Origin of the sequence: Streptomyces reniochalinae (assembly GCF_003323735.1) — a bacterium.
Lineage (GTDB): Bacteria > Actinomycetota > Actinomycetes > Streptomycetales > Streptomycetaceae > Streptomyces > Streptomyces reniochalinae.
Genome location: NZ_QOIM01000038.1, coordinates 219,323 through 245,536 on the forward strand (window position 1 = coordinate 219,323; position 26,214 = coordinate 245,536).

Below are 26,214 nucleotides of genomic sequence, written 5' to 3' on the forward strand. Positions count from 1 at the left end.
GACGAGGAGTCATCAGATGACCCGCGTGTGTCACGTTGCTGCCCGGGGGTGTGTCATCGTTGCTGCGGCGGCACGCCGGGCCCACGGACGTGCGCGGGCACGACGGCGGAACGGGAACGGGACGGGAGCGGAACGGGCGACATGGCGGCGACGGACACGGCGGCGCGCGGACTGCGCGCCATGCTCGGCAGCGGCGAACTGACCCCGGGCCAGCAGCTGCCCCCCGAACCCGAACTCTGCTCCCGCCTCGGCGTCTCGCGCGGCTCCCTGCGTGAGGCCGTCCGCTCACTGGCCGCCCTCGGGATGCTGGAGTCCCGGCACGGCTCCGGCACGTACGTCTCCGCGCTGCTGCCCGCGCAGATGCTCGCGGGATTCGCCGCCACGGTCGACGTGCTGCCGCTGGACGGGCTGCTGGAGCTGTACGACGTACGCCGCGGCCTGGAGTCCCACGCGGCGGCCCTGGCGGCCGCCCGCGCCGAGGACGGCGTCGTCGACCGGCTGCGCGCACTCCACGCGCGGCTGTCCGTGACCGAGGACGACGACGAACTCCACGACCTCGACCGCGAGTTCCACGCCACCCTGTGCGCGGCGAGCGGCAACGACACACTCGCCGCTCTGTGCGACATCCTCCGCTCCCGCGGCCGCCACTACAGCGTCTACGGCACCGAGGAGACGGACGCCCTGCGGACCGCCAGCGACCTCGGCCACGAAGCCCTCATCGCCGCGCTCGCCGCCCGCGACCCCCAGGCGGCGGCGGCCGCGGCCAGCGCCCACCTGTCCCAGACGGAACGCTGGCTGCGCCGCCTGCGTCCCACCCCCGGCTCGGGTCGCTGAGGTCCGCGCGCGGTGGCGCGCGGGACCCGGCCCCGCCGTGGGAGGCTCGGATGAACGACCACCCACCGCCGTAGGGGGCAGCACCGTGCCGCGAGAGACCGGCAGCCACTGCGACGACGCCCTCCGCGTCGTCGACTCCGCAGCCCTCGCCCGCGCGCTCCCCGTGGGCGAGGCCGTCGAGGCGCTCCGCGCGGCGCTGCGGGCCGGGCTGGACGTCGCCGCGACGCCTCCCCGCTCCCGCGTGCCCACCAGCACGGGGCAACTCCTGTTGATGCCCGCCGAGTACGGGGAGCACGCGGGGGTGAAGATCGCCGGGGTCGTGCCGGGCAACCCGGCGCGCGGTCTGCCGAGGATCTCGGGCGCCTATCTGCTCATGGACGCGACGACGCTGCGGCCCACCGCCCTGCTCGACGGGGAGGCCCTCACCCTCCTGCGCACCTCGGCGGTCTCCGCGCTGGCGGCCGACCACCTGGCGGCACCGGACGCGGGACGGCTGGTGGTCTTCGGTACGGGGCCGCAGGCGTTCGCGCACGCCGTCGCCCTGCACCAGGTGCGGCCGCTGAGCGCGGTGCAGGTCGTCGGGCGCGATCCGCAGCGGGTGGCCCGGTTCGCGGAGCGCTGCGAGGAGGTCGGCATGACCGCCTCGGCCGCGGCGCCCGACGCCGTGGCGGACGCCGATCTGATCGCCTGCTGCACCTCGTCCACCGCCCCGCTGTTCGACGGCCGCGCTCTGCCGGCGCACGCGGCGGTCGTCGCCATGGGCTCCCACGACCCCGGTGCCCGCGAGCTGGACACCCGCACGCTCACCTCGGGCACGGTGGTGGTCGAGGACGCGGCGACCGCGCTCAGGGAGGCCGGGGACATCGTGATCCCCGTCCAGGAGGGCGCGTTGAGCGCCGCGTCGCTGGTGCCTCTCGCCGACGTCGTGTGCGGCCGCCACCCCCTCGCGGACGGCGGGCCACGCGTCTTCAAGGGCACGGGCATGGCCTGGCAGGACCTGGTGGTCGCGGCAGCGGCGGTGTCAGGACCCGCGTGAAGGTCAGGCGCGGCGCAGCCGGATCAGGCGCGGCGCAGCCGGGGGAAGGACGGTACGGCGGCGAGGAAGAAGAGCGTGGTCAAAACGTACGGCCAGGTGAGGGTGTGCCCGCCGAACGGGGCGAAGAAGGAGGTGACCGCCACGGTCAGCACGGTCGAGGCCACGGCCCCGACGACGCCGTACACCAGCGCGGCCACGCCGCGTTCGAGGAAGACGGCGCCCAGCGCCATCGCCACCAGGACCGCATTGTATCCGAGCAGCCCCTCGGCCACGTCGGAGGCGGGCGCGCCCAGCGCCCAGGAGGTGGCGGTGCCGACCACGCTGCCGAGGCAGGCGGTCAGTCCCGCGAACCAGTCGGCGACGAAGATCCCCGCGAGGAAGAGCAGCCCCACGTACCACTGCGGCATCAGGAAGATCTGGCCGACGTTGGCGAGGACCGCGTGTGCGGCGTCGCCCAGCCCCAACGACGCGTCACCGGACGCCGAGCGCGGCAGCGCCGAGAGCGACGACCCCTCGTGCCACACCCGTTGGAAGCCGGGCGCCGCCACGGTCACGACGCCGGCCACGAGGCAGAACGGCAGCGTGAACGTCGGTATGGACCACGGACGCAGCAGGTTGACCAGCGCGGCGGTGAGCACGGACGCGACGACCGCTCCCCCCGCCGCCATCAGCCACGTCGAGGCGTGGCCAGGCCCGAGGAAAACCGCGAACGCCACCGCCACGAGGCAGCCGTTGAACCCTTCGAGTCCTGCGGCCGTCCGCTCCCGGTCGACACCCAGCGCGTGCGCGGTGGCCGTGCCCAGTGCCGTGCCCAGCAGTCCGGCGAGGCCGTACCGCCAGCCCGCGGCGAACAGCGCGGCGACGAAGAAGAGGCCGCACGCCGCGTTGGGCATGAAGTCCACCTGCGCGATCCCGCGCAGCACCTCGTAGCCGAAACGCACCGGCTGCCGCCGTGCCCCGCTCGGCTCGGGCAGGTCCCACGCGACGGAACGACTCATACATGTAACGTACATCCGTCCCGGGCTCCGCCCGTGTCCGGGCCCTCAAGGCTCCCAGAGCCCGGAGAAGGGCGGTGGCGGCGTCGCGTGCGGCAGCCGCCGGAAACGCACGAAGGCCGCTCAGCGCAGCCCCGCGCAGGACAGCCATCCCCGGTTGCCGCCCGTGGCGGTGAGCACCGCGGCGAGCGCGCCCCCCGCGCCACCGAGCAGACCGCACCGCTCCCCCGCGAGCGACCACAACTCGTCCTCCTGCGCGACGAAGTGCCTCAGCAGCCTCTCCCGCAGGGCCGCGGCCGCAGGCAGCCGCCCGTGCCGCCGCATCGCGTCGGCCACTGCCAGCACCCCGGCCGCCCCGTGGCAGAGCCCGAGCCGGTCCCCCGGGTGGTCGCCGAAGAGGTGGAAGCCCTCGTGGTAGCCGTCGGCGAGCGTGTGGAAGGCGGCGGCCGCCCAGGCCGCGCCCACCGGGTCGCCGAGCGCGTCGGCCGCGTCCCACAGGGCCCAGGAGACGCCTGGTGTCCCGTAGCACCATGCCTGACGCGCGTGCGCCCCCGGCGGCCGTGCCTGCCCGTCGAGACCGCAGCCCGTCCAGGTACGGATGTCACGCGCGTCGTCGAACGACTCCTTCATCAGCCATCGGCTCGTGTTCCGCAGCGCGGAGGCCAGTTCCGGGCGCGGACCCACCTGCCGTACGGCGGCGGTGAGCGCGGCGGTGACACCCGCGACTCCGTGCCCCATGCCCGTGTTGATCCGCCCGTGCAGCCAGCCCAGTACCGGGTGCGCGGGGTAGTGCGCGCGCAGCCCCGGCAACTCGGCGCCGTCGCACAGGGCGGCGAGCCGCGCGGCGGAGGAGAGGTACGCCGCGCAGGCGGCAGGACCGTACTCCGCCTCCCCTGCCGTGCCCCTCGCCTCGTGCCCGTCGGCGGTCAGCGCCAGGAGCACGCCGGAGGGGCCGAGAATCAGGTCGTAGTCGGGAAACGTGACCGCCCCGTACCGCTCGGGAGCACCCCGCGGACGGCCGGGCGGCTCCGCGCCGCCTGCGGAGGGCCGCGCCGGGTGGTCGAGGAGCCGGTCCCTGAGCCGGTCGGCCACCGGGTGCAGTGCGGGATGCAGGACGGCGCACTGGCGCAGCCCGACGAGCGTCCCGGCGAGCCCGCCGTCGAACAGCCCGCGGTGGCCGGGCCCGCGCCCGGCGTCCCGGGCCCACACGGCGGCCGCGCGCGCCGCGACCGCCGCGGCCTCGGCGTCTCCCATGGCGGCCACCAGCCGCGCCAGGACGGGGACGCCGGGGTCGCCCGGGTGGTCGACGGAGGCGATGGCGGGCGTCGAGGGGCCGGAGCCCGCGTGTGCGGTGGACCTGCGCGCCCCGTCGGCGGGGCGGACCCGTCCCGCCGCCTCGGCGGGCCGGTCCCCGGCGGAGTGCCGTGCCGCGTGCCCGGGCTGACGGGCCGCGTCCGCGGCCGGGACGGCTTGTGCGGACCGCCGGGCCGGGTCGGCGGTCCCGGCCACGTCGGTGTGCCGCCGCACCCGGTCGGGGGGCCGCTGCGCCGCCGCGCGTCTGGCCCGGTCCGTCCACTGGCCGAGCGTCGCGACAGCGAGCCGCAGGGCCAGCCTCCGTGCCGCCGTGTCGGGTGTGAGTGCTTGCTGGGACATGCCGTTCGTACCCCCTTCAAAGTGGTGCTGTTTCGGGTCGTCCTCGTCCGGGTTCGCGTGCGTGCCGTCCGGATTCGCGTGCGTGCTCGCTCGGGTTCGTGCCGCTTCGGCGAGGAGCCGGGGATCGAGCGCACGCCAGGAGGGCGGGCGGGCCCGCGACGGCGAACGGGTGCGGCGCCCCGCCCGCACGGGTGCCTGAACTGCCGCGACCAGGGCCGTCGGGAGGGACTTCGGGAGGGGTGGGTGAGCCGCCCGGCCGGTCCGCGCCGGCCGGGCGGCTCACCCGCTGAGCGGGATCAGCAGACGATGACGGTGCAGACGAGCACCGTGCACAGACCGCTACAGCCGGCGGTGTCGAGCTGCGTCTCGGGCAGCTCGGTCGTCGAACTGATCCGGGTGTCGAGGTCGTCGATGAGGCTGTCGAGGTCGAGCTCGGGCGCTTCGGTCATCACTGGCATGGTGACTCTCCTTTGTCTCTCACTGCGGATGTGGTGTCCGCCCCGGCGTCCCGCCACCGTTGGAGGAGGGCGGGACGCCGGGGAGGTCGATGGCGCCGCACCAGGCGGCGTGAGCGCGTGCGGCGAGGTGTTCGGCCGTGCCGTCGTGGGGCAGCCGGACCAGCAGCTGGGCCGCCGTCGCGCCGGAGGAGCCGTCGGCTGCCGGCACCTGGGCGCTGCCTGAAGCGGGCGGCTCGTCCGGTGACGGCAGCGCCTCCTCGAACACCAGGTCCTGGCCGGGTTCTGCCTGGCAGAGCCGCTCGACTGCCTGCAAGGCGGGCAGGGCCGCGAGGTCGACGGGCAGCGGCTTGGTGTGCGGGTGCGCCCGCAGGTAGCCGAACCTGGGCAGTCCGGCCGCCCGCCGCAGCGCGGCGAGTGCCGCCACCTTGTCGGCTTCGCTGTCCGTCAGGCGCCACAGTGCGGCGCGCGCGATCCGCCACTGCGCGGGGCTGACGACGAGGAGCCCGCCGACCGTCAGCCGGGGCACGTGCCGGGCCCGGGGGAACGCCCCGGCCAGCCCGTCCAACCGCACCATGCGCCGGGTGGCCGGATGCCCGGCCCCCGTCAGCAGCGGCAGCAGCCGGTCGTACGGCGGGGCCGGGGTGCGGGTGGCGTGGTGGACGGGCAGTACCCGTACCCCGTCGGCCTCGGCGACGAGTGCGCCGCCCGCGACCCGCAGGGTGACCCGGTCGAGAGGGAGGTGACGGACGGAAGGAAGCGGTGTGACGCCCCCGCCGCCGGCCGCCGGGCGGGGATCGGCCGAGTTGCCGTAGTACAGCGGAGTGTTGGAGTCCCCCGTACACCAGCTGGTGGAGACGGGGCGGCGTACCGCGTTGGCCGCCGCTTCGGTCAGCGGCGGGACCAGCACCTCGACGAAGCGCACACCGGCGCGCCGCTCGAAGGCCGCGAGGAAGTCCCGGTAGCCGGCCGGGTTGGGGTATCCGGCGGCGGGGCTGCCGCCGTACAGCTCCCCCAGCGCCTCGGCGAAGCGGGCGTCCAGGACGCCCGCGGGCGACGCCGACTCCAACACGGCCAAGGTGCCGGGGTGTTCGGCCACGTCGAGCCCGCGCTGCCCGCGTGGCCCTCCGCGGCGGGCGCGGGCGCGGGGCAGTGGCCGCAGCAGACAGTCGACGGGCCAGGTCTGAAGCACCGCAGGCACCGGCGGCGCCCCGACCTCGTCCAGGAGTGCGGCGTCCACGTCGACCTGCTCCTCGTCGAGCCGCGCGCCGAGGTACGCCAGCAGCCTGGCGTATCCGGAGTCGGAGGTGTGCGCGGGCTCCCAGCAGGCGTACCGGCCGCGGGTGCGCGGGGCGGCGGGCCGGCCGTCCGCGTGGTCGGCCTCCAGGAGACGTACGGCGGAAACGGGCTCGGCACCCAGGCCCACGGCCTCCGCCACCTCCTGGCGCTTCTCGCCCCTGCCGCGGTTCGCCTCGCACAGCTCGGCCACGCGCCGCGCGAGCGCGAGCCCGTCCGCGACGGTCCGCGCGGCGGTGTCCGGCACCTCCGCGCGGGGATCGGTGCCGTCGTCGCGCGGGTCGGTCACGTCGGGGTACGGGGCGGTGGCTTCGGGGCGCGGGTCAGTGACTTCGGGGCGGGGGTCGGTGGCCTCGGGCCGGGACGAGGTGACGTCGGGCCGGGAGGAGGTGACCCGGCGGTAGGAGTCCAGGAAGGAGCCGCGGGCCAGGCCGCCGGCCAGCGGTACGGGCAGGCCGGGCCTGTGCTCCGTCCACGGCAGGCGGCGGGCCCGGGGCGCGGCACACACCTGGAGGATGCCCAGTGTGTGCAGGTGGGCCAGGAAAGCGCGCAGTGCGGGCTGGGAGGACGGCGGGCCGAGCGCGGCCTCCAGCGACCCCACCGTGCGGGGTGTGGCGGCGAGCAGCCGCATCACCGCCTCCAGCGCCGGTGTACGCCGCAGCGAGAGCCGCCGCAGCCGGCCGCCCCCGCCCGTGTCCGGGTCGACGACGGAGAAGTGCAGGTGCCCCAGGCCGGGTTCGCCGGTGGCGCGGTGCAGCGGAGCGGGCGTGAGGAGCAGGTGCGGTGCGGCGGCGGACAGGTCGAGGTCGCGTAGCAGGCACCACAGCCGGTGCACGTTCTCGGTCCTGCGCGCGGCGACGAGCTGCGGCCCTGGGCAGAACTCCGGCAGCAGCGCTACCGCGGGACCGCTCGGCTGGCATTCCGGGGAGGTGCCGGGTGCGAACGGGCCTGGCAGCGGGTCAGCGGCGGGCAAAGACCCCGTCGGGCCCCCCGCCACGAGGGGGCGGCGCGACGGCGAGGCGGATACCGGTCGCCGCCCGGCCACGGGCACCACGGCGAGCTGCCCCGCCCAGTCGCGCGGAGTGGTCTTGGCGGCGGCCCGGCCCAGCGCACGCCACAGGTATCCGACGCCCTTGCGCTGCCGCTTGCTCTCCCAGAGCTCGCCCGCCGCCGCGCGCCGTTCCAGGTCTGCCACGACACGGGGTGCGGCTCCCTCGACGAAGCTCCGCAGCACGGGCTGCGAGCGGGCCGCCTCCAGCAGCATCGCGCTCACCCTGTCCCGCTCGGCGGCGACGGCACGCCCGAAGCCGCCGTACGCGGTGCGGAGCCCGGCCGCGTCGGCCGCCAGCGCCCGCAAGTCGCGTCCGAGGGCGGGCCGTAGCGCGGCGATGCGGTCGAGGAGGGCGTCGTCGTCCGCCGCGGGGCCGGTGGGGTCGGGGAGACGAGCGGTCCCGCCTTCGCCGCTGTCGGTGGCCGGCGCGTCCCCCGCGTGCAGCCGGCGGCGCAACGCCAGCACGGCCCGCCGGTCCCCCGTCGTCAGATCCTCGTGCGGTACGACCTCCTCGCCGGTCCGCACGCTCAGCGCGCGGGCCCGCGCGACCAGCCGCGCCCGCCTGTCCGCCAGTTCGTCGGCCTGCGCGAAGAGGGCGGGGCTCCCGGCGCCGGCCCAGACCGCGCCGGGAACACCGGCGAGCCGCAGCAGCGCCGCGGCACCGAGGGGCGCGGACGCGCTGTCGCGCGCCGGGGTGTGGTCGGGTGACGCGTGGGGGCTGTGCCGGGGGCCGGGGGTCGCGCGGGCCGGATCAGTGTGCCGCTGCCGAGGTGGCATGCGCGGCCCTCCCCTCGTGCAGCAGCGCTTCCGTCAGGAGGCTCTGGCGGGCCAGGGACAGCAGCCCGCGGTTCCAGTGGAAGACGGTGAGACAGGCGGCCGCCGTACGGGGACCGACGGTGGCCTCACCCGCCTCGCACCCCTCTCCGGCCGCGCCGTGCGACGCGCCTCCCGCCTCGAAGTGGCCGTCACGCCAGCGCACGGCCGCCCGGTGCGCCGCCTCCGCGTGCCGGGCCAAGGCGTCCCTGCGGTCCTCGGGAAAGGCGCGCAGTGCCTCGTCGCGGGGCGTCCGCCAGTAGGCGACGATGCCCGCGGCCGCCCGCTCGCGGGCCGCCGGGTCGACGGCCGCGGCCGCGTCCCGGAGGCGGCGGCCCGTCTGGCGGGCGACCGCGTCCCAGACACCCCGGTGCTCCCATCCGACGATCCCGAGCCCGTCGAAGACCTCCCGCAGCATCAGCAGCGACTGCCGCCAGCCGACCGAGGGCGCCGCGCCTTCCGGGTGGTCGACGTGGTGGTCGAGCCAGGCCAGGGAGTCGAGGGTGAACAGGTCGTGCACGTACGCCATCGAGGCGGGGCCGCCGAAGAGGTAGTGCTCGGGTTCGTACACCGCGCACACCGGGCGCCGCCGAAGCCCCTCCCACCGGTCGGTACGGCGCAGCAGGGCGGCACGCAACGCGGCGGCTTCCCCGGGCTCCGCGGCCTGGAAACGCGCGCGGATTCCCGGGGCCTTGTGCATGAAGAAGAAATTCCGCGCCCGCTCCTCGGTGAGAAACGCGTCGGCGAGCGCGGCGAGTTCCGCGTAACAGAGCGCGCGGCCGTGGGAGTCGCGCTCGGGGGTCAGGTTGAGCTGCACCCAGGCGCCGGTGCGCGGCGCGCCACGGACCGCTGTTTCCCGCGCGGCGCGGCGCGCCGCCGCGAGGCCCGCGGTGAACCCCGCGGCTCCCGCGGCCGCGACGGTGCGACCCCGCGTACCCGCCTCCTTGAAGCGGTCCACGAATGCGTACGGTGAGCGCCACCGATGGGAAACCTCCGGCAATTCCGCCCCCCTTCGCAGTGATTGCGTTACCGCAATCACGTCCCAAAGGGGAACTTCCCTGCTTTGCCGTGAGCGAACAAGGAAACCGAATTCTTCATATGAACGGCGGTTGTGCGCCGGTGCGTTCGCGGAAGGCCGGAGCCTTCACACGAGAGAGGACCGGTGTCTTCGGCCACGCAACAGCGTTCCTGGCACCGCGAGGGCCGCCTTTCGGCCCCCGCCCGCCGCGGCCAGTCGCGTCACCGGCCTCGGCCGCGGCCGCCCTTCCCCGCCCCACGGGAGCGGCCGCCACGCGCGCGGGCGCCACCGTCGCGGCTGTCCTTCGCCCGTGCGGTACCCCGCACCTGCCGGGCGGGCGCGGGCACGGGCGAGACGTGGTCCTGCCAGTGCCCGGGGCGGGCCAGCGTGTCGGGGAGGCGGGTGGCCGAGTCCCCGTGGGCCGCGTTCAGTTGGGGCTGCGTGAGGAAGAGCGCCCCGGACAGGTCGGCACCCCGCAGATCGGCGTCGCGCAGGTCGGCGCCGAGGAAGTCGACCTGGCGCAGATCCGCTCCGCGCAGGTCCGCCGCGAGCAGCAGCGCGCCCCGCAGCGTGGCACCGCGCAACCGCGCCTTCCGCAGCTGCTTGCCCGTCAGGTCGCCGCGGCGCAGGTCCCGCCCGCCGAGCCCCGCACGCGCCCGCTCGCTGACCTGCTCCAGAACCGGCCCGACCCGCGCCCGCCACGCCTCGACATCGGCGGCGAGCAGGGCGGCCACGTCGCCGTCGATCAGCGCGTCCAGCTCGGCCGCCCGCGCTTCGGCCTCCGGGCAGCGACCGCCCCGCGCCGCCTCGGTGAGCAGCCACAGCAGCTCGTGCAGCTGCCGCGTCACCCGGAAGACCGCGAACAGCCGCGGCCCGGACACCGTTCCCTCGCGGGCCGTCACCCGCTGCCCCGCTCCGTAGCAGTCGAAGACCGAGCACCCGGTGAAGCCGCTGACGCGCAGCCGCGCGTGGATCGAGCACCGGTTCTCTTCGGTCAGGTTCCCGCACCGCTTTCCCGCCGGTTTGTCGGCCGCGAAGTCGGCCGACTTCGCGAACGGCAGCGCCACACAGCACAGCCCCGCGCACCGCTCACAGTCGGCCCTCAGCCGTTCCATCCGCTCCGGGCCTTCGCTCTCGCTCACCCGTCCAAGCTAACCGGGCTCGTCGGCCGGTGCGGTGTCGCCCTCTCCCGGGCGGCGGGCCGGGGCCCGTGCGGGAGCCGGATTCAGGGCTTGCGGGCGACCGCGCCGAACTGGGCGACGGTCTTCTCGTCGTCGGCCGCGTGCCCGGGGCGCCAGCGGGAGCAGGAGATGATGCCGGGGGGCAGCAGTTCGAGCCCGCGGAAGAAACCGGCCACCTCGGCGCGGTCGCGGGCCGTGATCGGTGGCGTGGCGTTCTCGTTCCAGAACCGCATGGCCTCCTCGTTGGCCTCGCCGCCCAGCTCCAGCGTGGGGTGGGTGAGCACGAGGTAGCTGCCGGAGGGGACAGCCGCCATCAGCGTGTCGACGATGCGGGAGGCCTCGTCGGTGTCGGCGATGAAGTTGAGGATGCCCAGCATTATGACGGCCACGGGGTCGACGAAGTCGAGGGTGTCGGCCGCGGCGTCGACGATGGCGCTCGGGTGGTGCGCGTCGGCGTCGATGTAGTCGGTCGCGCCTTCCTCGGAGCTGGTGAGCAGGGCACGGGCGTGGATGAGGACGGTGGGGTCGTTGTCGACGTAGACGATCCGCGAGGACGGGGCGACCCGCTGGGCCACTTGATGCGTGTTCTCGACGGTGGGCAGTCCGGTGCCGATGTCGAGGAACTGGCGGATGCCCGCCTCCCCCGCCAGATACCGCACCACGTGGCCGAGGAAGGCCCGGTCCGCGCGCGCCACCTCGCGGATGCTGGGGTACATGCTGGTGACGTGGTCGCCGACCTGCTGGTCGATGGCGTAGTAGTCCTTGCCGCCCAGCCAGTAGTTCCACACCCTGGCGTTGTGCGCGACATCGGCGACCGGCGTCTCGGCGCCCTCGGGACCGCTGCTCTCGCTCACGTGCCGTGTCCTCTCCGTTCCTCACCCGCGCCTTTCGGACCGACCCGCGCCCTAGGACCGCTCGAAGGATCCAGGACCGCTCGTGGAGTCCAGGGCCGCCCGAAGAGTCTAGGGCGGCGACGTACCGCCGGGCACGACCGCGCGCGAGGCGGCCGCACCGCCGTGGGGCGCCGGGAAACCGGCCCGGGCGGACGCGCCGGGCGAAGTCGCCCGCCCGGTGCACGACTTCAGCCGGCTTGGGGATTCCTCCAAGCATGATTGGCACATGCTATAGAGAGAAGCCATTCGCATTGCATATGCGAGGTTATGAGCCATACGTTGACGCACATGCAGTCGTACACCATCGGCCAGGCAGCCCGGCTGCTCGGCGTCAGCCCGGACACGGCGCGGCGCTGGGCGGACGCGGGCCGCGTCACCACGCACCGCGACGAGAGCGGGCGCCGTCTGATCGACGGACGGGATCTGGCCGCCTTCTCCGTCGAGCTCGGCCGGCACGCCGCCGACGAGGACGACGTCCCCTACACCACGGCCCGCAACGCGTTCGCCGGCATCGTGACCGCCGTCAGACTCGGTGACGTGGCGGCGCAGGTCGAGATCCAGGCGGGCCCGCACCGGCTGGTCTCCCTGCTGACGCGGGAGGCCGTCGAGGAGCTGGGCCTGGAGGTCGGCGTGCAGGCCACGGCCCGCGTCAAGTCGACCAACGTGCACATCGACACGCCGTAGGCCCGCCGCCCCGCGTCCCCGCGTCCCGACATTCCGACGCCCCCGGCGTCGCCCCCGTCCCGTCCGCCCGCCCCATCTGGAGACCCACCGCATGTCCTCGCCCTCGTCGTCGACGCCTTCGCCCTCCTCGCCGCCTTCGTCTCCCTCCTCGCCGCTCGCGTCACCCTCGTTCCCCCGCTCGCTCCCGACGCACCGCCGCTCCCTCGCCGCGCTCGCCGCCGTCGCCGTGCTGGTTCCGCTCACCGCCTGCGGTGGTGGCGGCGACGGCAAGGGCGACGAGGCGGGCGAGGGCGACAGGACCGAGCTGACCGTGCTCGCGGCGTCCTCCCTGACCGACGTGTTCAAGGCCGCGGGGAAGGCGTACGAGAAGGATCACCCGGACACGAAGGTGACCTTCTCCTTCGCCGGGTCCCAGCAGTTGGCCGCCCAGGTCGAGCAGGGGGCGCCGGCCGACGCGCTGGTCACGGCCGACACCACGACCATGGAAGGGCTCAGCGACGAGACGGGCACGCCGGATGTCATCGCGAAGAACCGGCTCGTCATCGCCACCGGCGAGGGCAACCCGAAGAAGGTCGAGTCCCTGCGGGATCTCACCGACAAGAAGCTGAAGGTGGTGCTGGCCGCGCCCGAGGTCCCCGTCGGGCGCTACAGCAAGCAGGTGCTGGACGCCCAGAAGCTCAAGGTCGAACCGGTCTCGCGGGAGACCAACGTCCGCCAGGTGCTGAGCAAGGTGGAGCTGGGCGAGGCCGACGCCGGCATCGTCTACCAGACGGACGCGGCGACGGCGCCGAAGAAGGTGGACGCCGTCAAGGTCCCCGACGGTCAGAACGCGATCGCCTCGTACCCGGCCGCCACGCTCAAGGGATCCCAGCACCGCAAGGAGGCGGCGGCCTTCGTGAAGTGGCTGAAGACCCCCGCGGCGCAGAAGCTGCTGCGCGAGGCGGGCTTCCAGAAGCCGTGACCCGTACGCGCAACCCCGCGGGGCGTCCCCGCGCGCCCCTCGCGCTGGGGCTGCCCGCGGTGCTGGCGGTCGCGTTCCTGCTGGTGCCGCTGCTCGGCATCCTGGTGCGGACGCAGTGGGCGGAGCTGGGCACGCACCTGGGCAGCGAGGGTGTCACCGAGGCGGTGAAGCTGTCGCTGCTGGTGTCCGGCGGTGCCCTGGCGCTCTCCCTCCTGCTGGGCGTACCGCTGGCCTGGCTGCTGGCTCGGATCGACTTCCCCGGCAAGGCGCTGGTGCGGTCGCTGGTCCTGCTGCCGATGGTCCTGCCGCCGACCGTGGGTGGTGTGGCCCTGCTGCTGGGCTTCGGGCGGCGCGGGCTGCTGGGCCCGTGGCTGGAGGACACGTTCGGTGTCGTGCTGCCCTTCCACACCTCGGGCGCGGTGGTGGCGGCGACGTTCGTGGCGATGCCGTTCCTGGTGATCAGTCTGGAGGGGACGCTGGCGGGGCTGCGGCCCTCCTACGAGGAGACGGCGGCCTCGCTGGGCGCGTCTCCGGTGCGGGTGTTCTTCACGGTGACGCTGCCGCTCGTGGCCCCGGGACTGGCCGCGGGCGCCGCGCTCACCTGGGCGCGGGCGCTGGGCGAGTTCGGCGCGACGATCACCTTCGCGGGGAATCTGCCGGGGACGACGCAGACGCTGCCGCTCCAGGTGTATCTGCTGCTCCAGGACCAGCCGGAGGCGGCGACGTCCGTCTCGCTGCTGCTGCTCGTCATCGCCATGGCCGTGCTGTTCTCGCTGCGCGGCCGGTGGGCGGGCGGGGCGGGCGCCTCGCGCACCCGCGGCGGAAAGGCGGGTGGTGGCGCGGGGGGTCTCTCGCGCCTCCGCGACCGCTGGACACGCGGCGCGGAGGGCCCCGAGCCCGCCACCGACCCCGAAGCCCCGCACACCACCAGCGGCACCAGCACCGGCACCGGCACCGGCACCGGCACCGGCACCCCGGAAGTGTCCGCCGCCCCCGGGGAGTCCGACGCCACGGTCGCCCACGTCTCTCCTTCCGACGCCGACACCGACACCGACACCGACACCGACCGCTGGGACCTGCACGCGCGGCTCGGCGGTTTCACCCGGCTCACGCTGGACGCCGCGCCCGGCACCACGGTCGCCGTCGTCGGCCCGAACGGCGCGGGCAAGACGACGCTGCTGCGCGCACTGCTCGGGCTGACCCCCCGCGCGCACGCCGACCTCGCCCTGGGCGGCACCGAGGTCGGCGCGCTGCCCCCGCACCGGCGGGGTGTGGCGTGGGTGCCGCAGGACGGAGCGCTCTTCCCGCACCTGAGCGCGCTGGCGAACACCGCTTACGGGTTGCGCGCCGCGGGGGTGCGCCGCGGTGAGGCGCGCCGCCTGGCCCTTCAGTGGCTGGAGCGGCTGGAGGTCGGCCACCTGGCGCACCGCAGGCCCGCGCAGCTGTCCGGCGGTCAGGCGGGGCGGGTGGCGCTGGCCCGCGCGCTGGCGGCGCGGCCGAGGCTGCTGCTGCTCGACGAGCCGCTGGCCGCGCTCGACCAGACGACGCGCGCGCACGTACGCCACACGCTCCGCGGCCACCTGGGGCACTTCGGCGGGGTCTGCCTGCTGGTGACCCACGATCCGGTGGAGGCCGTGTCGCTGGCCGACCGGGTGCTGGTGCTGGAGGACGGCCGTGCCTTGCAGGACGCGCCGCCTGCCGAGGTGGCGCGCCACCCCCGCTCACCGTGGGTCGCGCGGATGCTGGGCCGCAACGCACTGGCGGGCACGGCCGCGCGGGACGGCTCGCTGGTCCTGGAGGACGGCGGCAGCCTGGTGGTCGCCGACCCCGTCGCGGAGGGGACGCAGGTGCTGGCGGTCATCGCGCCGGAGGCGGTCGCGCTGCACCGGGAGCGCCCGCAGGGCAGTCCGCGCAACGTCTGGGCGGGCACGGTGCGGGAGGTCACGGCGGTCGGCAGCAGGATGCGGGTCCTCGTGACGTGTACGGGCCGCCCCGACCTGGTCGCCGAGGTCACCGCCGACGCCGTGGCCGAGCTGGGGCTGGAGGACGGCGCGGCGGTCTTCGCGGGCATCAAGGCCACGGAGATCACCCTCGTCGAACGGTGACCCCGCCGCCGCTCGGCAGGCCGAGCGCCCGTGCCGAGGGCGCCGCGTCCCGCCGGCACCCGGTCCCCTGCCCGTTCGGGATAATGGCCCCACGCCCCTACAGCGTTCTGTGAAGCGAACGTTGGGCGCGTGGAAGACCACAGGGAAGGGAGGGGCCGTGAGCGGTCCTGAAGCGGCGGAGAGATCGATCCGGGGCATGCTGGCGCTCAACCTGAAGCGGGCGCGGGCCCAGCGGGGGCTGTCGATCTCGGAGCTGTCGCGGCGCTCGAAGATCGGCAAGGCGACGCTGTCGCAGCTGGAGTCCGGCACGGGGAACCCCACCATCGAGACGGTCTTCAGTCTCTCCCGCGTCCTGGAGGTGCCCATCTCCGACCTGCTGGACGCGCGGCCGCCCGCCGGTCTGCGGGTGGTGCGGGCCCAGGAGGTGGAGGTGCTCAGCGGCGAGGGCGTGGACCTGCGCCCGTTGCAGCGGATCGAGTCGGGCGGGGGCGTCTTCGAGGTGTACGACCAGCAGGTGCGGGCGGGTGAGCGGCGGGACTCGCTGGGCCATGTGGGGGTGGAGCACACCATCGTGCAGGCCGGGCGGCTCGGGGTACGCGTGGAGGGCCACGACGTGGAGCTGGGCCCTGGCGACTACGTCGGCTTCGACGCCACGCTGCCGCACGGCTACACGGCGCTGGACGGCACCGTGCGCTCGGTTCTGCTCCTCCAGTACCGCGCGGACCAGCGACTGCCTCCGGACGCTCCGCACCCCGTCGCGGGCGGGTGCGCACCGCACACCGAGGCGTGAGGGCGCCCCAGGACGCTCGGGGTGGCACGCGGAGGCGTGCGGCGGCACGCGACGGCATCCGGCGGCACTCCCCATAAAGGCGCTCCGCCGTGGCCGTTGACACCCCTGTACGCCGGGAATACCGTCCCTCTCGTTCGCTTTACCGAACGAGGAGGTTCGATGAACGGAACGCGGGCCGTGGTGCTCGGTGCCGGGATCATCGGTGCGGCCTGCGCTCGCGAACTCGCCCTGGCCGGAGCCGCGGTGACCGTCGTCGACCGGGGCGGCCCCGCCGCGGCGACCACCTCGCACGGCGAGGGCAACGTACTCGTCTCGGACAAGGGTCCAGGACCCGAACTCGCGCTCGCCCAGCTCTCCCGCGAACTGTGGCCCACCGTGCTGACGCAGGTCGCCGAACGGTCGGCGGAGGGACACCGGGCCGCCCAGGCCGCCGAGTGGGACCCCAAGGGCGGCATCGTGGTCGCGACGACGAGCGCCGGAGCCCACGCACTCGCACGGTTCGCCGACAGCCAGCGCTCCGCCGGTGTGCGGGCCGAGCCCCTGGCGCCCGAAGCGCTGCGGGAGGCGGAGCCGTACGTCACCCGCGAGCACACCGCCGCCGTCCACTACGGCGAGGACGCGCAGGTGCAGCCGGCGGGCGCGGCCACCGCGCTGCTGACGGACGCGCTCGCCGCGGGCGCGGCGCTGCGCGGCGGCGAGGAGGTGTGCTCGGGGGTCGTCCGCGGCGGCAGGCTCACCGGCGTGCGCACCACCCACGGGCTGCTGGAGGCCGACCTGTTCGTCAACGCCGCCGGCCCCTGGTCCGGCGCGCTCGCCGCCCGGCTCGGCGCACCCGTCGGCGTCGAGCCCCGGCGCGGCGACGTCCTGGTGACGACGCCGCAGCCGCCCACCGTCTTCCACAAGGTCTACGACGCCGACTACGTGGGCTCCGTCGGCAGCGGCGAGGAGGAGTCACAGACCTCCGCCGTGGTCGAGTCGACCCGCGCGGGCAGCCTGCTGATCGGCTCCTCGCGGCGCCGCGTCGGCTTCGACGACCGGCTGCGGCCCGAGGTGCTCTCGGCCGTCGCCGCCAAGGCACTGCGGCTCTTCCCCTCGCTCGCCCGGGTGCCGGTGATGCGCGCCTACGGCGGCTTCCGGCCGTACGTGGCAGACCACCTCCCCGTCATCGGAGCCGATCCCCGGCTGCCGGGCCTGTGGCACGCGAGCGGCCACGAAGGCGCCGGCATCGGGCTGTCGGTGGGCACCGGGCGGCTCCTGCTCCACCTCGTGCGGGGCGAGCCGCCCCCGGTGGACGCCGCCGCGTTCCGGGTGGACCGCCCGGCCGTGCTCCGACCCCGCCAGTACCAGCAGCAGGAGACGACATGAGCCCTCGACTCGTACCCGCACAGCGCGACGCCACGGGCCGCAGGGACCGGCCGCTGCGCGTCACCGTCGACGGCGTACCGGCCGACGGCATCGCGGGGCAGACGCTGGCAGGGCTCATGCTCGCGTCCGGCAGGACCTCGTGGCGCCGGGCCCCCTCCGGTGCCCCGCGCGGTCTCTTCTGCGGCATCGGGGTCTGCTTCGACTGCCTGGTCACGGTCAACGGCGAGCCCGACGTGCGGGCCTGCCGCCGGCGGGCCGTCGACGGCGACGAGGTCACCACCCACTCCCGCGCCGGGCACGGGGACGCCGACGGGCCCGGTCGCACGGCCCGGGAGGAGCGGTGACCGTGCCCGCCGCACGTCGCGTCGCGGTCGTCGGCGCGGGACCCGCCGGGCTCTCCGCGGCGCACGCGGCGCTGGCGGCGGGGGCGCGGGTGACGCTGATCGACGCCGCCGAGGAGCCCGGCGGCCAGTACCACCGCACGGTGCCCGAGACGTACGGCCCCCAGCGGCCAGTCCGTCTCCAGCACGGGTGGCGGGCGTTCGAGCGGCGGCGCCGCCGGGTGCTGGCACACCCCCGGTGCACGTGGCTGCCGCGGACCTCGGTGTGGGCGCTGGAGCAGCCGCAGCCGGAGCACGAGGGCCCGCCCCGGCTGCACCTGCTGTGCGCGGGCCCGGCGGACGGCGCCGGGCGCACCCGGCACACTCTCGACGTGGACGCCCTCGTGCTGGCCGTGGGCGCTCACGACCGCGTCCTGCCGTTCCCCGGCTGGCAGTTGCCGGGTGTCTGCACGGCGGGCGCCGCGCAGGCGCTGGCCAAGGGGGAGCGGGTGGCGGTCGGTGAGCGGGTGGTGGTCGCGGGCTCCGGCCCCTTCCTCCTTCCGGTGGCGGCCTCTTTGCTGGACGTCGGCTCCCGCGTGCTCGAGGTGCTGGAGGCCAACACCGCGGCGACGACGGCGCGCGGCTGGGGGCGCCGCCCGTGGGAGCTGGCCGCGCAGGCGGGCAAGGCGGTGGAGCTGGCCGGCCACGCCGCCGTGCTGGCCCGCCACCGGGTGCCGTACCGGACGGGCCGGGCCGTGGTCGAGGCACGCGGGGACGGCCGGGTGGAGGAGGTCGTCACGGCACGGCTGCGCGCCGACTGGTCGGTTCTCGACGGTACGCGGCGCACGCTCGCCGTGGACACCGTGTGTGTCAGCCACGGCTTCAGCCCCCAGCTGGAGTTGCCGCTCGCCGCGGGATGCGCACTGGACGAGCGCCCCGCACCGCGCTGCGGCCCGGCGGGCGACGGTGGGGCGGACGACGCCCGCAAGAGCGGTCGGTCCGGCTCCCTTGGCGCGTTCGTACGCGTCGACGAGCAGCAGCGCACCAGCGTGCCCTGGGTGTTCGCCGCCGGTGAGATCACCGGCATCGCCGGGGCTCCGTCCGCGCGGGCCGAGGGTGCCGTCGCCGGGTGGTCCGCCGCCACCGGCGGGAGCACGCCACGGGATCCGGGGAGGCGACGGGCGCTGCGGGCGCTGCGGCGAAGCCGCGACCAGGGGCGGGCGTTCGCCGAACGGCTCGCCCGCGCCCACCCGATCGGTGCCGCGTGGCCGGGCTGGCTGCGGCCGCAGACCGTGGTGTGCCGCTGCGAGGAGACCGACTACGGCTCGCTGTGTGCCGCTTTCGCCACCGAGGCCGGGTCCGCTTCGCGGGTCGCCAAGCTGAACACCCGCGCGGGGCTCGGCCCCTGCCAGGGCCGGATCTGCGGGCCGACGGTCGCCGAACTGCGCCGGCGGTTCCTCGGGGACGCCCCGGAGAGGCCGGCCGAGGGGCTGCCGCGGGCCGACCCGCACCGCAGACCGATCGCCCAGCCCGTCCGGCTCGGCGAACTGGCCGCTCCGTCCGCCCCGCTGACCGATCCAGGTCGCCGTCCCGAAGAGGAGAGCAGTTCATGAGCGACAGCAAGCAGCCGCCCCGTGGTCTCGGCGGTGTCGTAGTGGCCACCGCGCTGCCGTACCGCGAGGACGCGGCGGCCCCCGCCGGGCTCGCCGTCGACTACGACAGGTACGCCGAGCACTGCCGGTGGCTGGTGGAGCGCGGCTGCCACGGCGTGGGGCCCAACGGTTCGCTGGGCGAGTACTCGTCGCTGACGGACCAGGAGCGCCGTACGGTGGCGCGCACCGCCGTCGAGGCGGTGGGCGGGTCCGGCACGGTGGTGGTCGGCGTGCACGGCGTCGGGTCGCACCAGGCCCGGCACTGGGCCGAGGCCGCCGCGGAGGACGGCGCGGACGGGGTGCTGTGCCTGCCGCCGACGATGTACCGCGCCAACAAGGGCGAAATCCTGGCACATTTCACGGAGGTGGCCTCCGTCGGGCTGCCGGTGATGATCTACAACAACCCCCTCGACACCAAGGTGGACCTCACCCCCGACCTGATCGCGGAGGCCGCGCAGATCGACAACGTGGTGGCCGTCAAGGAGTTCTCCGGTGACGTGCGCCGGGTGCTGGAGATCAGGGAGCGGACCGCCGGCACCGGCCTTGAGGTGATCAGCGGGGCCGACGACGTGGTGCTGGAGAGCCTGCTGATGGGCGCGAGCGGCTGGTTCGCCGGGTTCCCCAACGTCTTCCCCGCCGAGTCCGCCCGCCTTTTCGAGCTGGCGACCGCCGGGCGGCTCGCCGAGGCCCGGGCCCTGTACGAGCCGCTGGTGGCCGCGTTCCGGTGGGACTCGCGTACCGAGTTCGTCCAGGCGATCAAGCTGGGCATGGAGCAGGTCGGCAGGTTCGGCGGCCCCTGCCGTCCGCCGCGCGGCCCGCTGGTACCCGGCCTGCGCGCCCAGGTGGAGGCCGACATGGCGCGTGCGATCGCCGCCCTCGACGAGCGGGCGGCCGCCTGATGCGCTCGGTGCGCACGCTCAGCGCCGTCGACTCGCACACCGAGGGCATGCCCACCCGGGTCGTCACCGGCGGGGTGCCGCCCCTGCCGGGCGCGACGATGGCCGAGCGCCGCGGCCACGCCGTGCGGCACCTGGACGGGCTGCGCAGGTTCCTGGTGGACGAGCCGCGCGGGCACCCGGCGATGAGCGGTGCACTGCTCCAGCCGCCGACCCGCCCCGACGCCGACTGGGGCGTGGTCTACGTGGAGGTCAGCGGCTTCCTGCCGATGTGCGGGCACGGCACCATCGGGGTGGCGACCGTGCTGGTGGAGACGGGCATGGTCGAGGTGACCGAGCCGGAGACACGGGTGCGGCTCGACACCCCGGCGGGGCTGGTCGAGGCCCGGGTCACCGTACGGGACGGGGCGGCCGAGAAGGTCACCCTGCGGAACGTGGACGCGTTCGCGCTGGAACTGGACGCCTCCGTCACCGTTCCCGGCCTCGGCGAGGTCCGCTACGACATGGCCTACGGCGGCAACTTCTACGCCCTCGTCGAACTCGACCGGATCGGCCTTCCGTTCGACCGCGCGCGCAAGGACGAGATCCTCGCCGCCGGCCTGTCGGTGATGCGGGCCGTCAACGAGCAGAACCCTCCCGCGCATCCGGTGGACCCCGCCATCGGCGGCTGCAAACACGTGCAGTTCCTCGCGCCGGGCTCGACCGGGCGGCACTCGCGCAACGCGATGGCGATCCACCCGGGCTGGTTCGACCGCTCCCCCTGCGGGACGGGTACCTCGGCGCGGATGGCGCAGCTGCACGCACGCGGCGAGCTGCCGCTGCGCACCGAGTTCGTGAACGAGTCGTTCATCGGCACCCGCTTCGTGGGGCAGCTGCTCGAGACCGTCGAGGTCGGCGGGGTGCCCGGGGTGGTGCCCGAGTTCTCCGGCCGCGCGTGGATCACCGGCACGGCGAACTACCTGCTGGATCCGCGCGATCCGTTTCCCCACGGCTTCGTGCTGTAGGCCCGGGCCGCGCCCCGCGGGCGCCGCTGAACGGGTCAGTGGGCGGTGTCCCGCTCGGGGCGGGACAGGCCCAGGGCGAGCTCCGCCGTGGCGAGCACGCGGGTGGCGTCGAGAGGCAGCTTGCTGCTCACCTGGTGGACGACGGCGAACGGGTCGCAGTGGCGGACCCGGCCGTCGAGCCCCATGGCCGTCAGCACGTACCGGTGGCCGCCCGGCGCGGACGCGTCGGGCGTGGCCTCCCAGTGCGCGCCCTTGGCCCGCACCATGAAGTCCGCCAGGAACGAGACCAGGTCGGTGTGGAGCGTCACCCGGTCCGACTCCCCGAAGTCGGTGAGCGGCAGCCGGGACACGTAGTCCTCCCACGCGGGAAGCGCGGCCAGCGGATCGGCCCGGTAGTCCGCTGCGGGCACCCCCAGCATGTCCGCGAGGCGGGCGGCGTTCGCCTGGCACTCCTCGGCCCAAGAGGCCAGGGCCTCTTCCGTCTCGTTCCGCCGCGCGTTCATACGGCACAACCTACTCAGCCCGACGAGACCGCGCGACACCGAACCCGGGCCCGCACCGGCGCGCGGCGTTCCGCCCCTGACCGTGCTCTCGCGCGGCCACCACCCGTCGGCGGCGGGCGCAGGGGTATACGGCGGCCGCGTCCCACGCCCCCGGCGGCGTCCGCTAAGGTCGCCGTGCCATGGGCAACGAGACGCGTCTTCGCGAGCTCTTCGACTTCATCTCCCACACCGCGCGCCTGCGCGAGGTGGAACGGCACAACAACGCGGCTCCCGAGCGCCGCGAGTCCGTGGCCGAACACTCCTGGCACCTGGCGATGGTGTGCTGGGTGCTGCACACCGAGTTCGAGCGGGAGAGCGGGGCCGCGCTGGACCTGGGGCGCATGCTCAAGCTGTGTCTGCTCCACGACCTGGTCGAGATCGACACCGGCGACCCGTCCGCTTGGCAGACCGCGCGCGGCGGCGAGGAAGCCCTCGCCCGCAAGGCCCGCGCGGAGGAGGCGGCCGCCCGCGACCGCCTCGGCACACTCCCCGCACCACTCGGTCCGGAACTGCTGGCGCTGTGGCGGGAGTACGAGGAGGGTGCCACGCCCGAGGCCCGGCTGGTGCGCGGCGTGGACCGGCTCAACCCCGCGCTGATGCGCCTGCTGACCGGCCAGGGCTGGGCGGACGTGGACGCCGACGCCGCCGCGCTCGACCGGCTCCAGCTGCCCAGGGTGGGCGTCAGCCCGACACTGACGGCGCTGTACGAGGAGGTCAGGGAAGCGGCGGTCGCCCGGGGCCTGCTGGCCCCGTAACCGCCGGCGAGCGAGGTGATCCCTGTGGAACCGGGGCCCCTGTTTCCGTCCGCGCTGCTCACCTTCCTCCACGCGGACACCGCCCGTGCCCAGGGCAGGGCTGGACCCGACGGCAGTGGTCGCGGCCGGCGCCTTCCGCGCCTTCCGCGCCTTCGTCCTGGAACACCCCGGGCGGTACGCCGCGACGATCGGCGTGGAACCCTCCGACCCCGACGACCCGCTGGCCACCGCGGGCCGGCGGCTGCTCGCCGCGTTCATGGCGGTCCTGCGCGGCTACGCGATCGCGGAGTCCGACGTGGACCACGCCCTGCGCATGCTCCGCAGCCTCTGCCACGGCTTCGCCACTCTTCAGGCGGCGGACGGCTTCCAGCGCAGCGCCGACGTCGACGAGAGCTTCGAGTGGCTGACCGCCTTCGCCGACCGGGGCCTGCGCGCGAGGTGAGTCCTGCCCGCCACGTCTGCGCGCGAGGTGAGAGCCGCACGTCATGCGGGGTCTGCGCGCCAGGTGAGACCGGGCGCCAGGTGAGACCTGCACGACGTGGGGTCCGCACGCCACGTGGCGCTGCGCGGCATGTGAGGTCCACCCGCGCGGTGAGACCCGCACGCGACGTGCGGCTCACGCGACGTGCGGCTCACGCGACGTGCGGCTCACGCGATGTGCGGCTGCGGGCCATGTGCGGGGACCGCCGCCGTCCGTCGGCGACCTCCGGGCGGGAGCCCGGCCCCGCGGGCTCAGCGGGTGCCGCGCTCGCCGCCGTTGACATGGAGGACCTGCGCCGTGATGTCACGCGCCGCGGGAGAGGCCAGGAACGCGACGGCCCCCGCGATGTCTCCCGGCGCCCCGGGGCGGCCCAGTGCGGTGGCGGCCACGAGGGCGTCCCTGCGCTCGGCGGTCAGCTTGTCGCGGAAGAACTCGGTGTCGGCGATGTAGCCGGGCGCCACGAGGTTCGCCGTGATGTCACGCGCCCCCACCTGCCGGGCCAGGCCCAGATTCCACGAGGCCAGCCCGGCCTTCGCCGCCCCGTAGGCGCCCGAACCCTTGTCCGCTGCGATCGACCCGATACTGACGACCGCACCCCCCGCGGCCAGCCGGCCCTCGACGGCCCTGGTGGTCAGCGCCGCGCTGAGCAGGTTCGCGTCCAGGTTGGCGCGGAAGTCGCGCGCGAACGCCTCCAGCTCGCCGAGGGCTTCGTCCGCCTCAGCGTCGAAGTCGGTGTTGCCGCCCGCGTTGTTGACGAGCACGTCGAGCCGGTCAGGCAACTCGCCCTGTAGCCGGGCCACCGCGCGGGGGTCGGTGTGGTCGCAGACCAAGGCGCGCGCCCCGATCTCCGCTGCCGCCGCCTCCAGCGGCGCCTGCCTGCGCCCCGTGACGACGACCTTCTCCCCGCTTTCGGCGAAGTGCCGCGCGACGGCGAGCCCGATACCCGTCGCGCCCCCGGTCACCAGGATGTCCCGTGCCATACAGTGTCCTCCACTGATCGTTCAGTCCTAAATTTAGCCCTAAACGTAACACTGCGGGGAGGACCCATGGCAAGCGAGAACCCCGACACCACCACCTCTGCACAGCGCGACGACCCCCACGCGCCCGACAACCCCGTCGAGGCCATCGCCGCCGCCTGGCGGCGCGAACGCCCCGGCACCCCCGTCTCCTCCATCGGGATCGTCACCCCGCTGTGGCGCCTGGCCAAACTGTTCGGCGACGACCGCCGCCGGGTGCTCGCCCGCGCCGGCGTCGACACCGCCACCCTCGACCTGCTCAGCATGTTGCGGCGCGCGGGCGAGCCGTACACGCTCACCACACGTGAGCTCGCCGACCGCTCGATGATCACCGCGGGCGCCGTCTCCCAACGCGTCGCCCGCGCCGAACGCGAGGGGCTCGTCACCCGCCGCCCCGGCGAGGGCCGCCGCCGCTCCGTCCTCGTCGAACTGACCGACGCCGGGCACGCCCTGGTCGAAACCACCGTCGACCAGGTCCTCACCCGCGAGGCCGACCTGGTGAGCGGGCTCGCGCCCGAACAGCAGAACCAACTGGCCGGCCTTCTGCGTGTTCTGCTGCGAGATGTCCAACAGCGCCTGGACGACCACCGGCTGACACAGGTGGGCGAACCCGACTGAACCCCGAAGCCTGTCGACCCTTCATGCACTGTAGTAACTTCGGGTGACCGAACTGCGGGCAGAGAGCTGAGAGATTCGTTGCGTATGAACAAGCAGGCGAGTACAGCGATGTGGACCGCAGGAGCCGTTGCCGCGGCCCTGCTGTTGGGAGCATGCGGAAGCGACGACGACGGCTCCCAGGACGAGATCAAGGGCGCGGGCGACAACAAGCCCTCGAAGTCCGCCGAGCCGAGCAAGAGTTCGGAGCCCTCACCCGATGATGCGCCGCGGTACAAATTGGCCAAGGACGCCAAGAACGTGTTCGAGGACATGGAGACGGGGGATCCGAAGAAGGACGAGGCCCTGGCGGACAACCGGCGACGTATCAACCTGACGGACCGGATCATCACCACCGGAAAGAACGTTGACGACCTGAAAAACTATGCGAAGCGTCAGGCGTTCGTCGCAGCCAGTGAGTACATCACCGCTTATGCCGACGACAAATACAGCTGGGCCGGGGTGACCCGCTACTATAATCACCGCGTCGAGTTCTTCAGCGATACCAAAGCACAGATCACCTACTGCGTCGACGATTCGAAGGCCAACGACAAGAACCTGAAAACCGGAAAGCTCGATCACTACGACTCCGGCAAAAAGAGGGACACGCTGGAGACCAACCGTGTAGAGCAGAACAAGAACGGAATCTGGCAGGCATATTCGAGCAAGAGGAAACAGGAGGCAAAGGAATGCGAAGAGTAACGAGCGCGACGGTTGCTCTCTCCTTGGCCATCGGAGTACTCATCTCGATGGGAAGCCCCGCGCAGGCAGAGAAGAGACGCAGAAGCCAGAGCGCCGGCTCCGTGAAGAATACTGACATAATCGCCGAAGTCTCCCGGGTCAAGATATCCGGTAGGCACGGCGCCACAAACAACGACACCGTCAAGCTGACCTCACAGAACTCCAACTGGGAGCCCCCTGCCTGCTGGTACGAACCCAAGACCACCCCCAAGCAACTAAAAGAGAAAATCGAGGGCTTGAAGCCCAAGGAAAGAAAGAAGGGCGGGGGCGAAGGACCGCTCACCGGGAACATCGATCCGCTGAAGATCGCAGACGCCGTCCGCGGCCAGATCACCAACATCTACGAGGATTACTACCAGACCGACAAGTACAAAAACTACAACATCGACAAACAAGGCGAGGGCATGTTCTGGGAGGGAGTGAAGAACCCGAACCGGAAGGACGACCCCGCAGCAGACGAGTGCAGCCAACACGCTCACTGGGTGGACAAGGGCCAGACGCCGGAGAACATCCCCCTCGCCGTCACCCCTGAGGTGCTCGCACAATACGCCTACGAAGAACTGCCCATTCCACGCACCGCAATATCGCTGAACCCCAAGGGCAAGCAGACGGTCAACCTCGACACCTGGGTGTGGGCCGACAAGAAGAGGTTCAAGAAGGTCAGCGTGACGGCCTCGCTGGAGAATCCCGCCATCTCCGCCACCACCACCGCCAAACCCGTCTCACTCACCCTCGAACCCGGCACCGAAGACGCCAAAACCTACCCCGGCTCGGGCACCTGCAAGCTCGGAGAGCCCTACTCCGCGGGGAAGAAGGATCAGACACCACCCTGCGGCGTCCGCTATCTCCGCGCCACCAGCAAGAACGGCACCTACCCCCTCAAGGCCACCCTCACCTGGGAGATCTCCTGGAAGGGATCCGACGGAAGCGGCGCCACACTGCCGGCAGGCACCTTCAGCACCACCGAAGACCTCACCGTCAAGGAAATCCAGTCGATCGTGCGCGACTGAGAACTCCCACGGA

General features: G+C 74.1%; 24 protein-coding genes and 1 pseudogene. 16 read left to right on the top strand and 9 right to left on the bottom strand.

The features are described 5' to 3' along the window. The first annotated feature begins 141 nt into the window (after window positions 1-141). A complete protein-coding gene (locus DQ392_RS20450; RefSeq protein ID WP_114017092.1) occupies window positions 142-834 on the top strand; it encodes a FadR/GntR family transcriptional regulator in 693 nt (230 codons plus the stop codon). An 85-nt stretch (window positions 835-919) separates the two neighbouring features. After that, entirely contained in the window at window positions 920-1,870 is a 951-nt protein-coding gene (locus tag DQ392_RS20455) for an ornithine cyclodeaminase family protein (RefSeq protein WP_114017093.1), read from the top strand. Between the two features lie 23 nt (window positions 1,871-1,893). Here the strand turns inward: DQ392_RS20455 and DQ392_RS20460 are convergent, their stop codons facing one another. From DQ392_RS20460 to DQ392_RS20485, 7 genes are all read right to left on the bottom strand, one after another. After that, window positions 1,894-2,868 carry an urea transporter gene (locus tag DQ392_RS20460; protein WP_114017094.1) on the bottom strand — a complete coding sequence of 325 codons (975 nt, stop codon included), beginning with the start codon at window positions 2,866-2,868 and terminating at the stop codon, window positions 1,894-1,896. A 120-nt stretch (window positions 2,869-2,988) separates the two neighbouring features. Beyond that, window positions 2,989-4,518: a lanthionine synthetase LanC family protein gene (locus DQ392_RS20465; RefSeq protein WP_245981703.1), complete on the bottom strand. Its 1,530-nt coding sequence runs from the start codon at window positions 4,516-4,518 to the stop codon at window positions 2,989-2,991. A 296-nt stretch (window positions 4,519-4,814) separates the two neighbouring features. Continuing rightward, the gene (locus DQ392_RS34515) at window positions 4,815-4,976 is read right to left on the bottom strand and encodes a hypothetical protein (protein WP_181856501.1); all 162 of its coding nucleotides are present in this window, start codon (window positions 4,974-4,976) and stop codon (window positions 4,815-4,817) included. Between the two features lie 19 nt (window positions 4,977-4,995). Beyond that, window positions 4,996-8,097 (bottom strand): lantibiotic dehydratase, encoded by a 3,102-nt coding sequence (locus tag DQ392_RS35885; protein WP_114017095.1) that lies wholly within the window; start codon window positions 8,095-8,097, stop codon window positions 4,996-4,998. Beyond that, window positions 8,072-9,091 (bottom strand): thiopeptide-type bacteriocin biosynthesis protein, encoded by a 1,020-nt coding sequence (locus tag DQ392_RS20475; protein ID WP_114017096.1) that lies wholly within the window; start codon window positions 9,089-9,091, stop codon window positions 8,072-8,074. The genes DQ392_RS35885 and DQ392_RS20475 overlap by 26 nt, the downstream gene beginning before the upstream one ends. Before the next feature lie 281 nt (window positions 9,092-9,372). Beyond that, window positions 9,373-10,293, bottom strand: coding sequence for a pentapeptide repeat-containing protein (locus DQ392_RS20480; RefSeq protein ID WP_342774965.1), 921 nt, complete (start codon window positions 10,291-10,293; stop codon window positions 9,373-9,375). Window positions 10,294-10,376: 83 nt separating this feature from the next. Next, a complete protein-coding gene (locus DQ392_RS20485) occupies window positions 10,377-11,186 on the bottom strand; it encodes an SAM-dependent methyltransferase (RefSeq protein WP_114017098.1) in 810 nt (269 codons plus the stop codon). A gap of 327 nt (window positions 11,187-11,513) precedes the next feature. Between DQ392_RS20485 and DQ392_RS20490 the strand changes: the two genes are divergently transcribed. From DQ392_RS20490 to DQ392_RS20530, 9 genes are all read left to right on the top strand, one after another. Beyond that, a complete protein-coding gene (locus DQ392_RS20490; protein WP_114017099.1) occupies window positions 11,514-11,909 on the top strand; it encodes a TOBE domain-containing protein in 396 nt (131 codons plus the stop codon). A 91-nt stretch (window positions 11,910-12,000) separates the two neighbouring features. After that, window positions 12,001-12,870 carry a molybdate ABC transporter substrate-binding protein gene (modA, locus tag DQ392_RS20495; RefSeq protein ID WP_114017100.1) on the top strand — a complete coding sequence of 290 codons (870 nt, stop codon included), beginning with the start codon at window positions 12,001-12,003 and terminating at the stop codon, window positions 12,868-12,870. Beyond that, window positions 12,867-14,975 carry an ABC transporter permease gene (locus DQ392_RS20500; protein ID WP_114017101.1) on the top strand — a complete coding sequence of 703 codons (2,109 nt, stop codon included), beginning with the start codon at window positions 12,867-12,869 and terminating at the stop codon, window positions 14,973-14,975. Before modA ends, DQ392_RS20500 begins: the two co-directional genes overlap by 4 nt. A gap of 157 nt (window positions 14,976-15,132) precedes the next feature. After that, the gene (locus DQ392_RS20505; RefSeq protein ID WP_220182649.1) at window positions 15,133-15,765 is read left to right on the top strand and encodes a helix-turn-helix domain-containing protein; all 633 of its coding nucleotides are present in this window, start codon (window positions 15,133-15,135) and stop codon (window positions 15,763-15,765) included. Between the two features lie 159 nt (window positions 15,766-15,924). Then, complete coding sequence (locus DQ392_RS20510; RefSeq protein ID WP_114017103.1) at window positions 15,925-17,130, top strand: NAD(P)/FAD-dependent oxidoreductase; 1,206 nt, start codon at window positions 15,925-15,927, stop codon at window positions 17,128-17,130. Next, the gene (locus DQ392_RS20515) at window positions 17,127-17,474 is read left to right on the top strand and encodes a (2Fe-2S)-binding protein (protein WP_114017104.1); all 348 of its coding nucleotides are present in this window, start codon (window positions 17,127-17,129) and stop codon (window positions 17,472-17,474) included. Before DQ392_RS20510 ends, DQ392_RS20515 begins: the two co-directional genes overlap by 4 nt. 2 nt (window positions 17,475-17,476) lie before the next feature. After that, the gene (locus DQ392_RS20520; protein WP_114017318.1) at window positions 17,477-19,063 is read left to right on the top strand and encodes an FAD-dependent oxidoreductase; all 1,587 of its coding nucleotides are present in this window, start codon (window positions 17,477-17,479) and stop codon (window positions 19,061-19,063) included. Then, on the top strand, window positions 19,060-20,001 hold the full coding sequence (locus DQ392_RS20525) for a dihydrodipicolinate synthase family protein (RefSeq protein ID WP_114017105.1): 942 nt from the start codon (window positions 19,060-19,062) through the stop codon (window positions 19,999-20,001). The genes DQ392_RS20520 and DQ392_RS20525 overlap by 4 nt, the downstream gene beginning before the upstream one ends. After that, window positions 20,001-21,002: a proline racemase family protein gene (locus DQ392_RS20530; RefSeq protein WP_114017106.1), complete on the top strand. Its 1,002-nt coding sequence runs from the start codon at window positions 20,001-20,003 to the stop codon at window positions 21,000-21,002. Before DQ392_RS20525 ends, DQ392_RS20530 begins: the two co-directional genes overlap by 1 nt. Before the next feature lie 35 nt (window positions 21,003-21,037). On the opposite strand, the gene DQ392_RS20535 is transcribed toward DQ392_RS20530, so the two are convergent. Further along, window positions 21,038-21,505, bottom strand: coding sequence for a hypothetical protein (locus DQ392_RS20535; RefSeq protein WP_114017107.1), 468 nt, complete (start codon window positions 21,503-21,505; stop codon window positions 21,038-21,040). 179 nt (window positions 21,506-21,684) lie between these two features. On the opposite strand from DQ392_RS20535, the gene DQ392_RS20540 reads away from it, so the two are divergent. Both DQ392_RS20540 and DQ392_RS20545 read left to right on the top strand, forming a co-directional pair. Continuing rightward, window positions 21,685-22,299: an HD domain-containing protein gene (locus tag DQ392_RS20540; protein ID WP_114017108.1), complete on the top strand. Its 615-nt coding sequence runs from the start codon at window positions 21,685-21,687 to the stop codon at window positions 22,297-22,299. Window positions 22,300-22,423: 124 nt separating this feature from the next. Next, window positions 22,424-22,741: pseudogene (locus tag DQ392_RS20545) on the top strand (TetR-like C-terminal domain-containing protein); the annotation flags it as partial. A 290-nt stretch (window positions 22,742-23,031) separates the two neighbouring features. Here the strand turns inward: DQ392_RS20545 and DQ392_RS20550 are convergent. After that, on the bottom strand, window positions 23,032-23,760 hold the full coding sequence (locus DQ392_RS20550) for an SDR family NAD(P)-dependent oxidoreductase (protein ID WP_114017110.1): 729 nt from the start codon (window positions 23,758-23,760) through the stop codon (window positions 23,032-23,034). Between the two features lie 66 nt (window positions 23,761-23,826). Here DQ392_RS20550 and DQ392_RS20555 point away from each other — a divergent pair, with 66 nt between their 5' ends. From DQ392_RS20555 to DQ392_RS20565, 3 genes are all read left to right on the top strand, one after another. Next, a complete protein-coding gene (locus DQ392_RS20555; RefSeq protein WP_114017111.1) occupies window positions 23,827-24,414 on the top strand; it encodes a MarR family winged helix-turn-helix transcriptional regulator in 588 nt (195 codons plus the stop codon). 84 nt (window positions 24,415-24,498) lie between these two features. After that, window positions 24,499-25,152 (top strand): hypothetical protein, encoded by a 654-nt coding sequence (locus DQ392_RS20560; RefSeq protein WP_114017112.1) that lies wholly within the window; start codon window positions 24,499-24,501, stop codon window positions 25,150-25,152. Further along, entirely contained in the window at window positions 25,140-26,201 is a 1,062-nt protein-coding gene (locus DQ392_RS20565; protein ID WP_114017113.1) for a hypothetical protein, read from the top strand. The genes DQ392_RS20560 and DQ392_RS20565 overlap by 13 nt, the downstream gene beginning before the upstream one ends. Window positions 26,202-26,214: the final 13 nt, after the last annotated feature.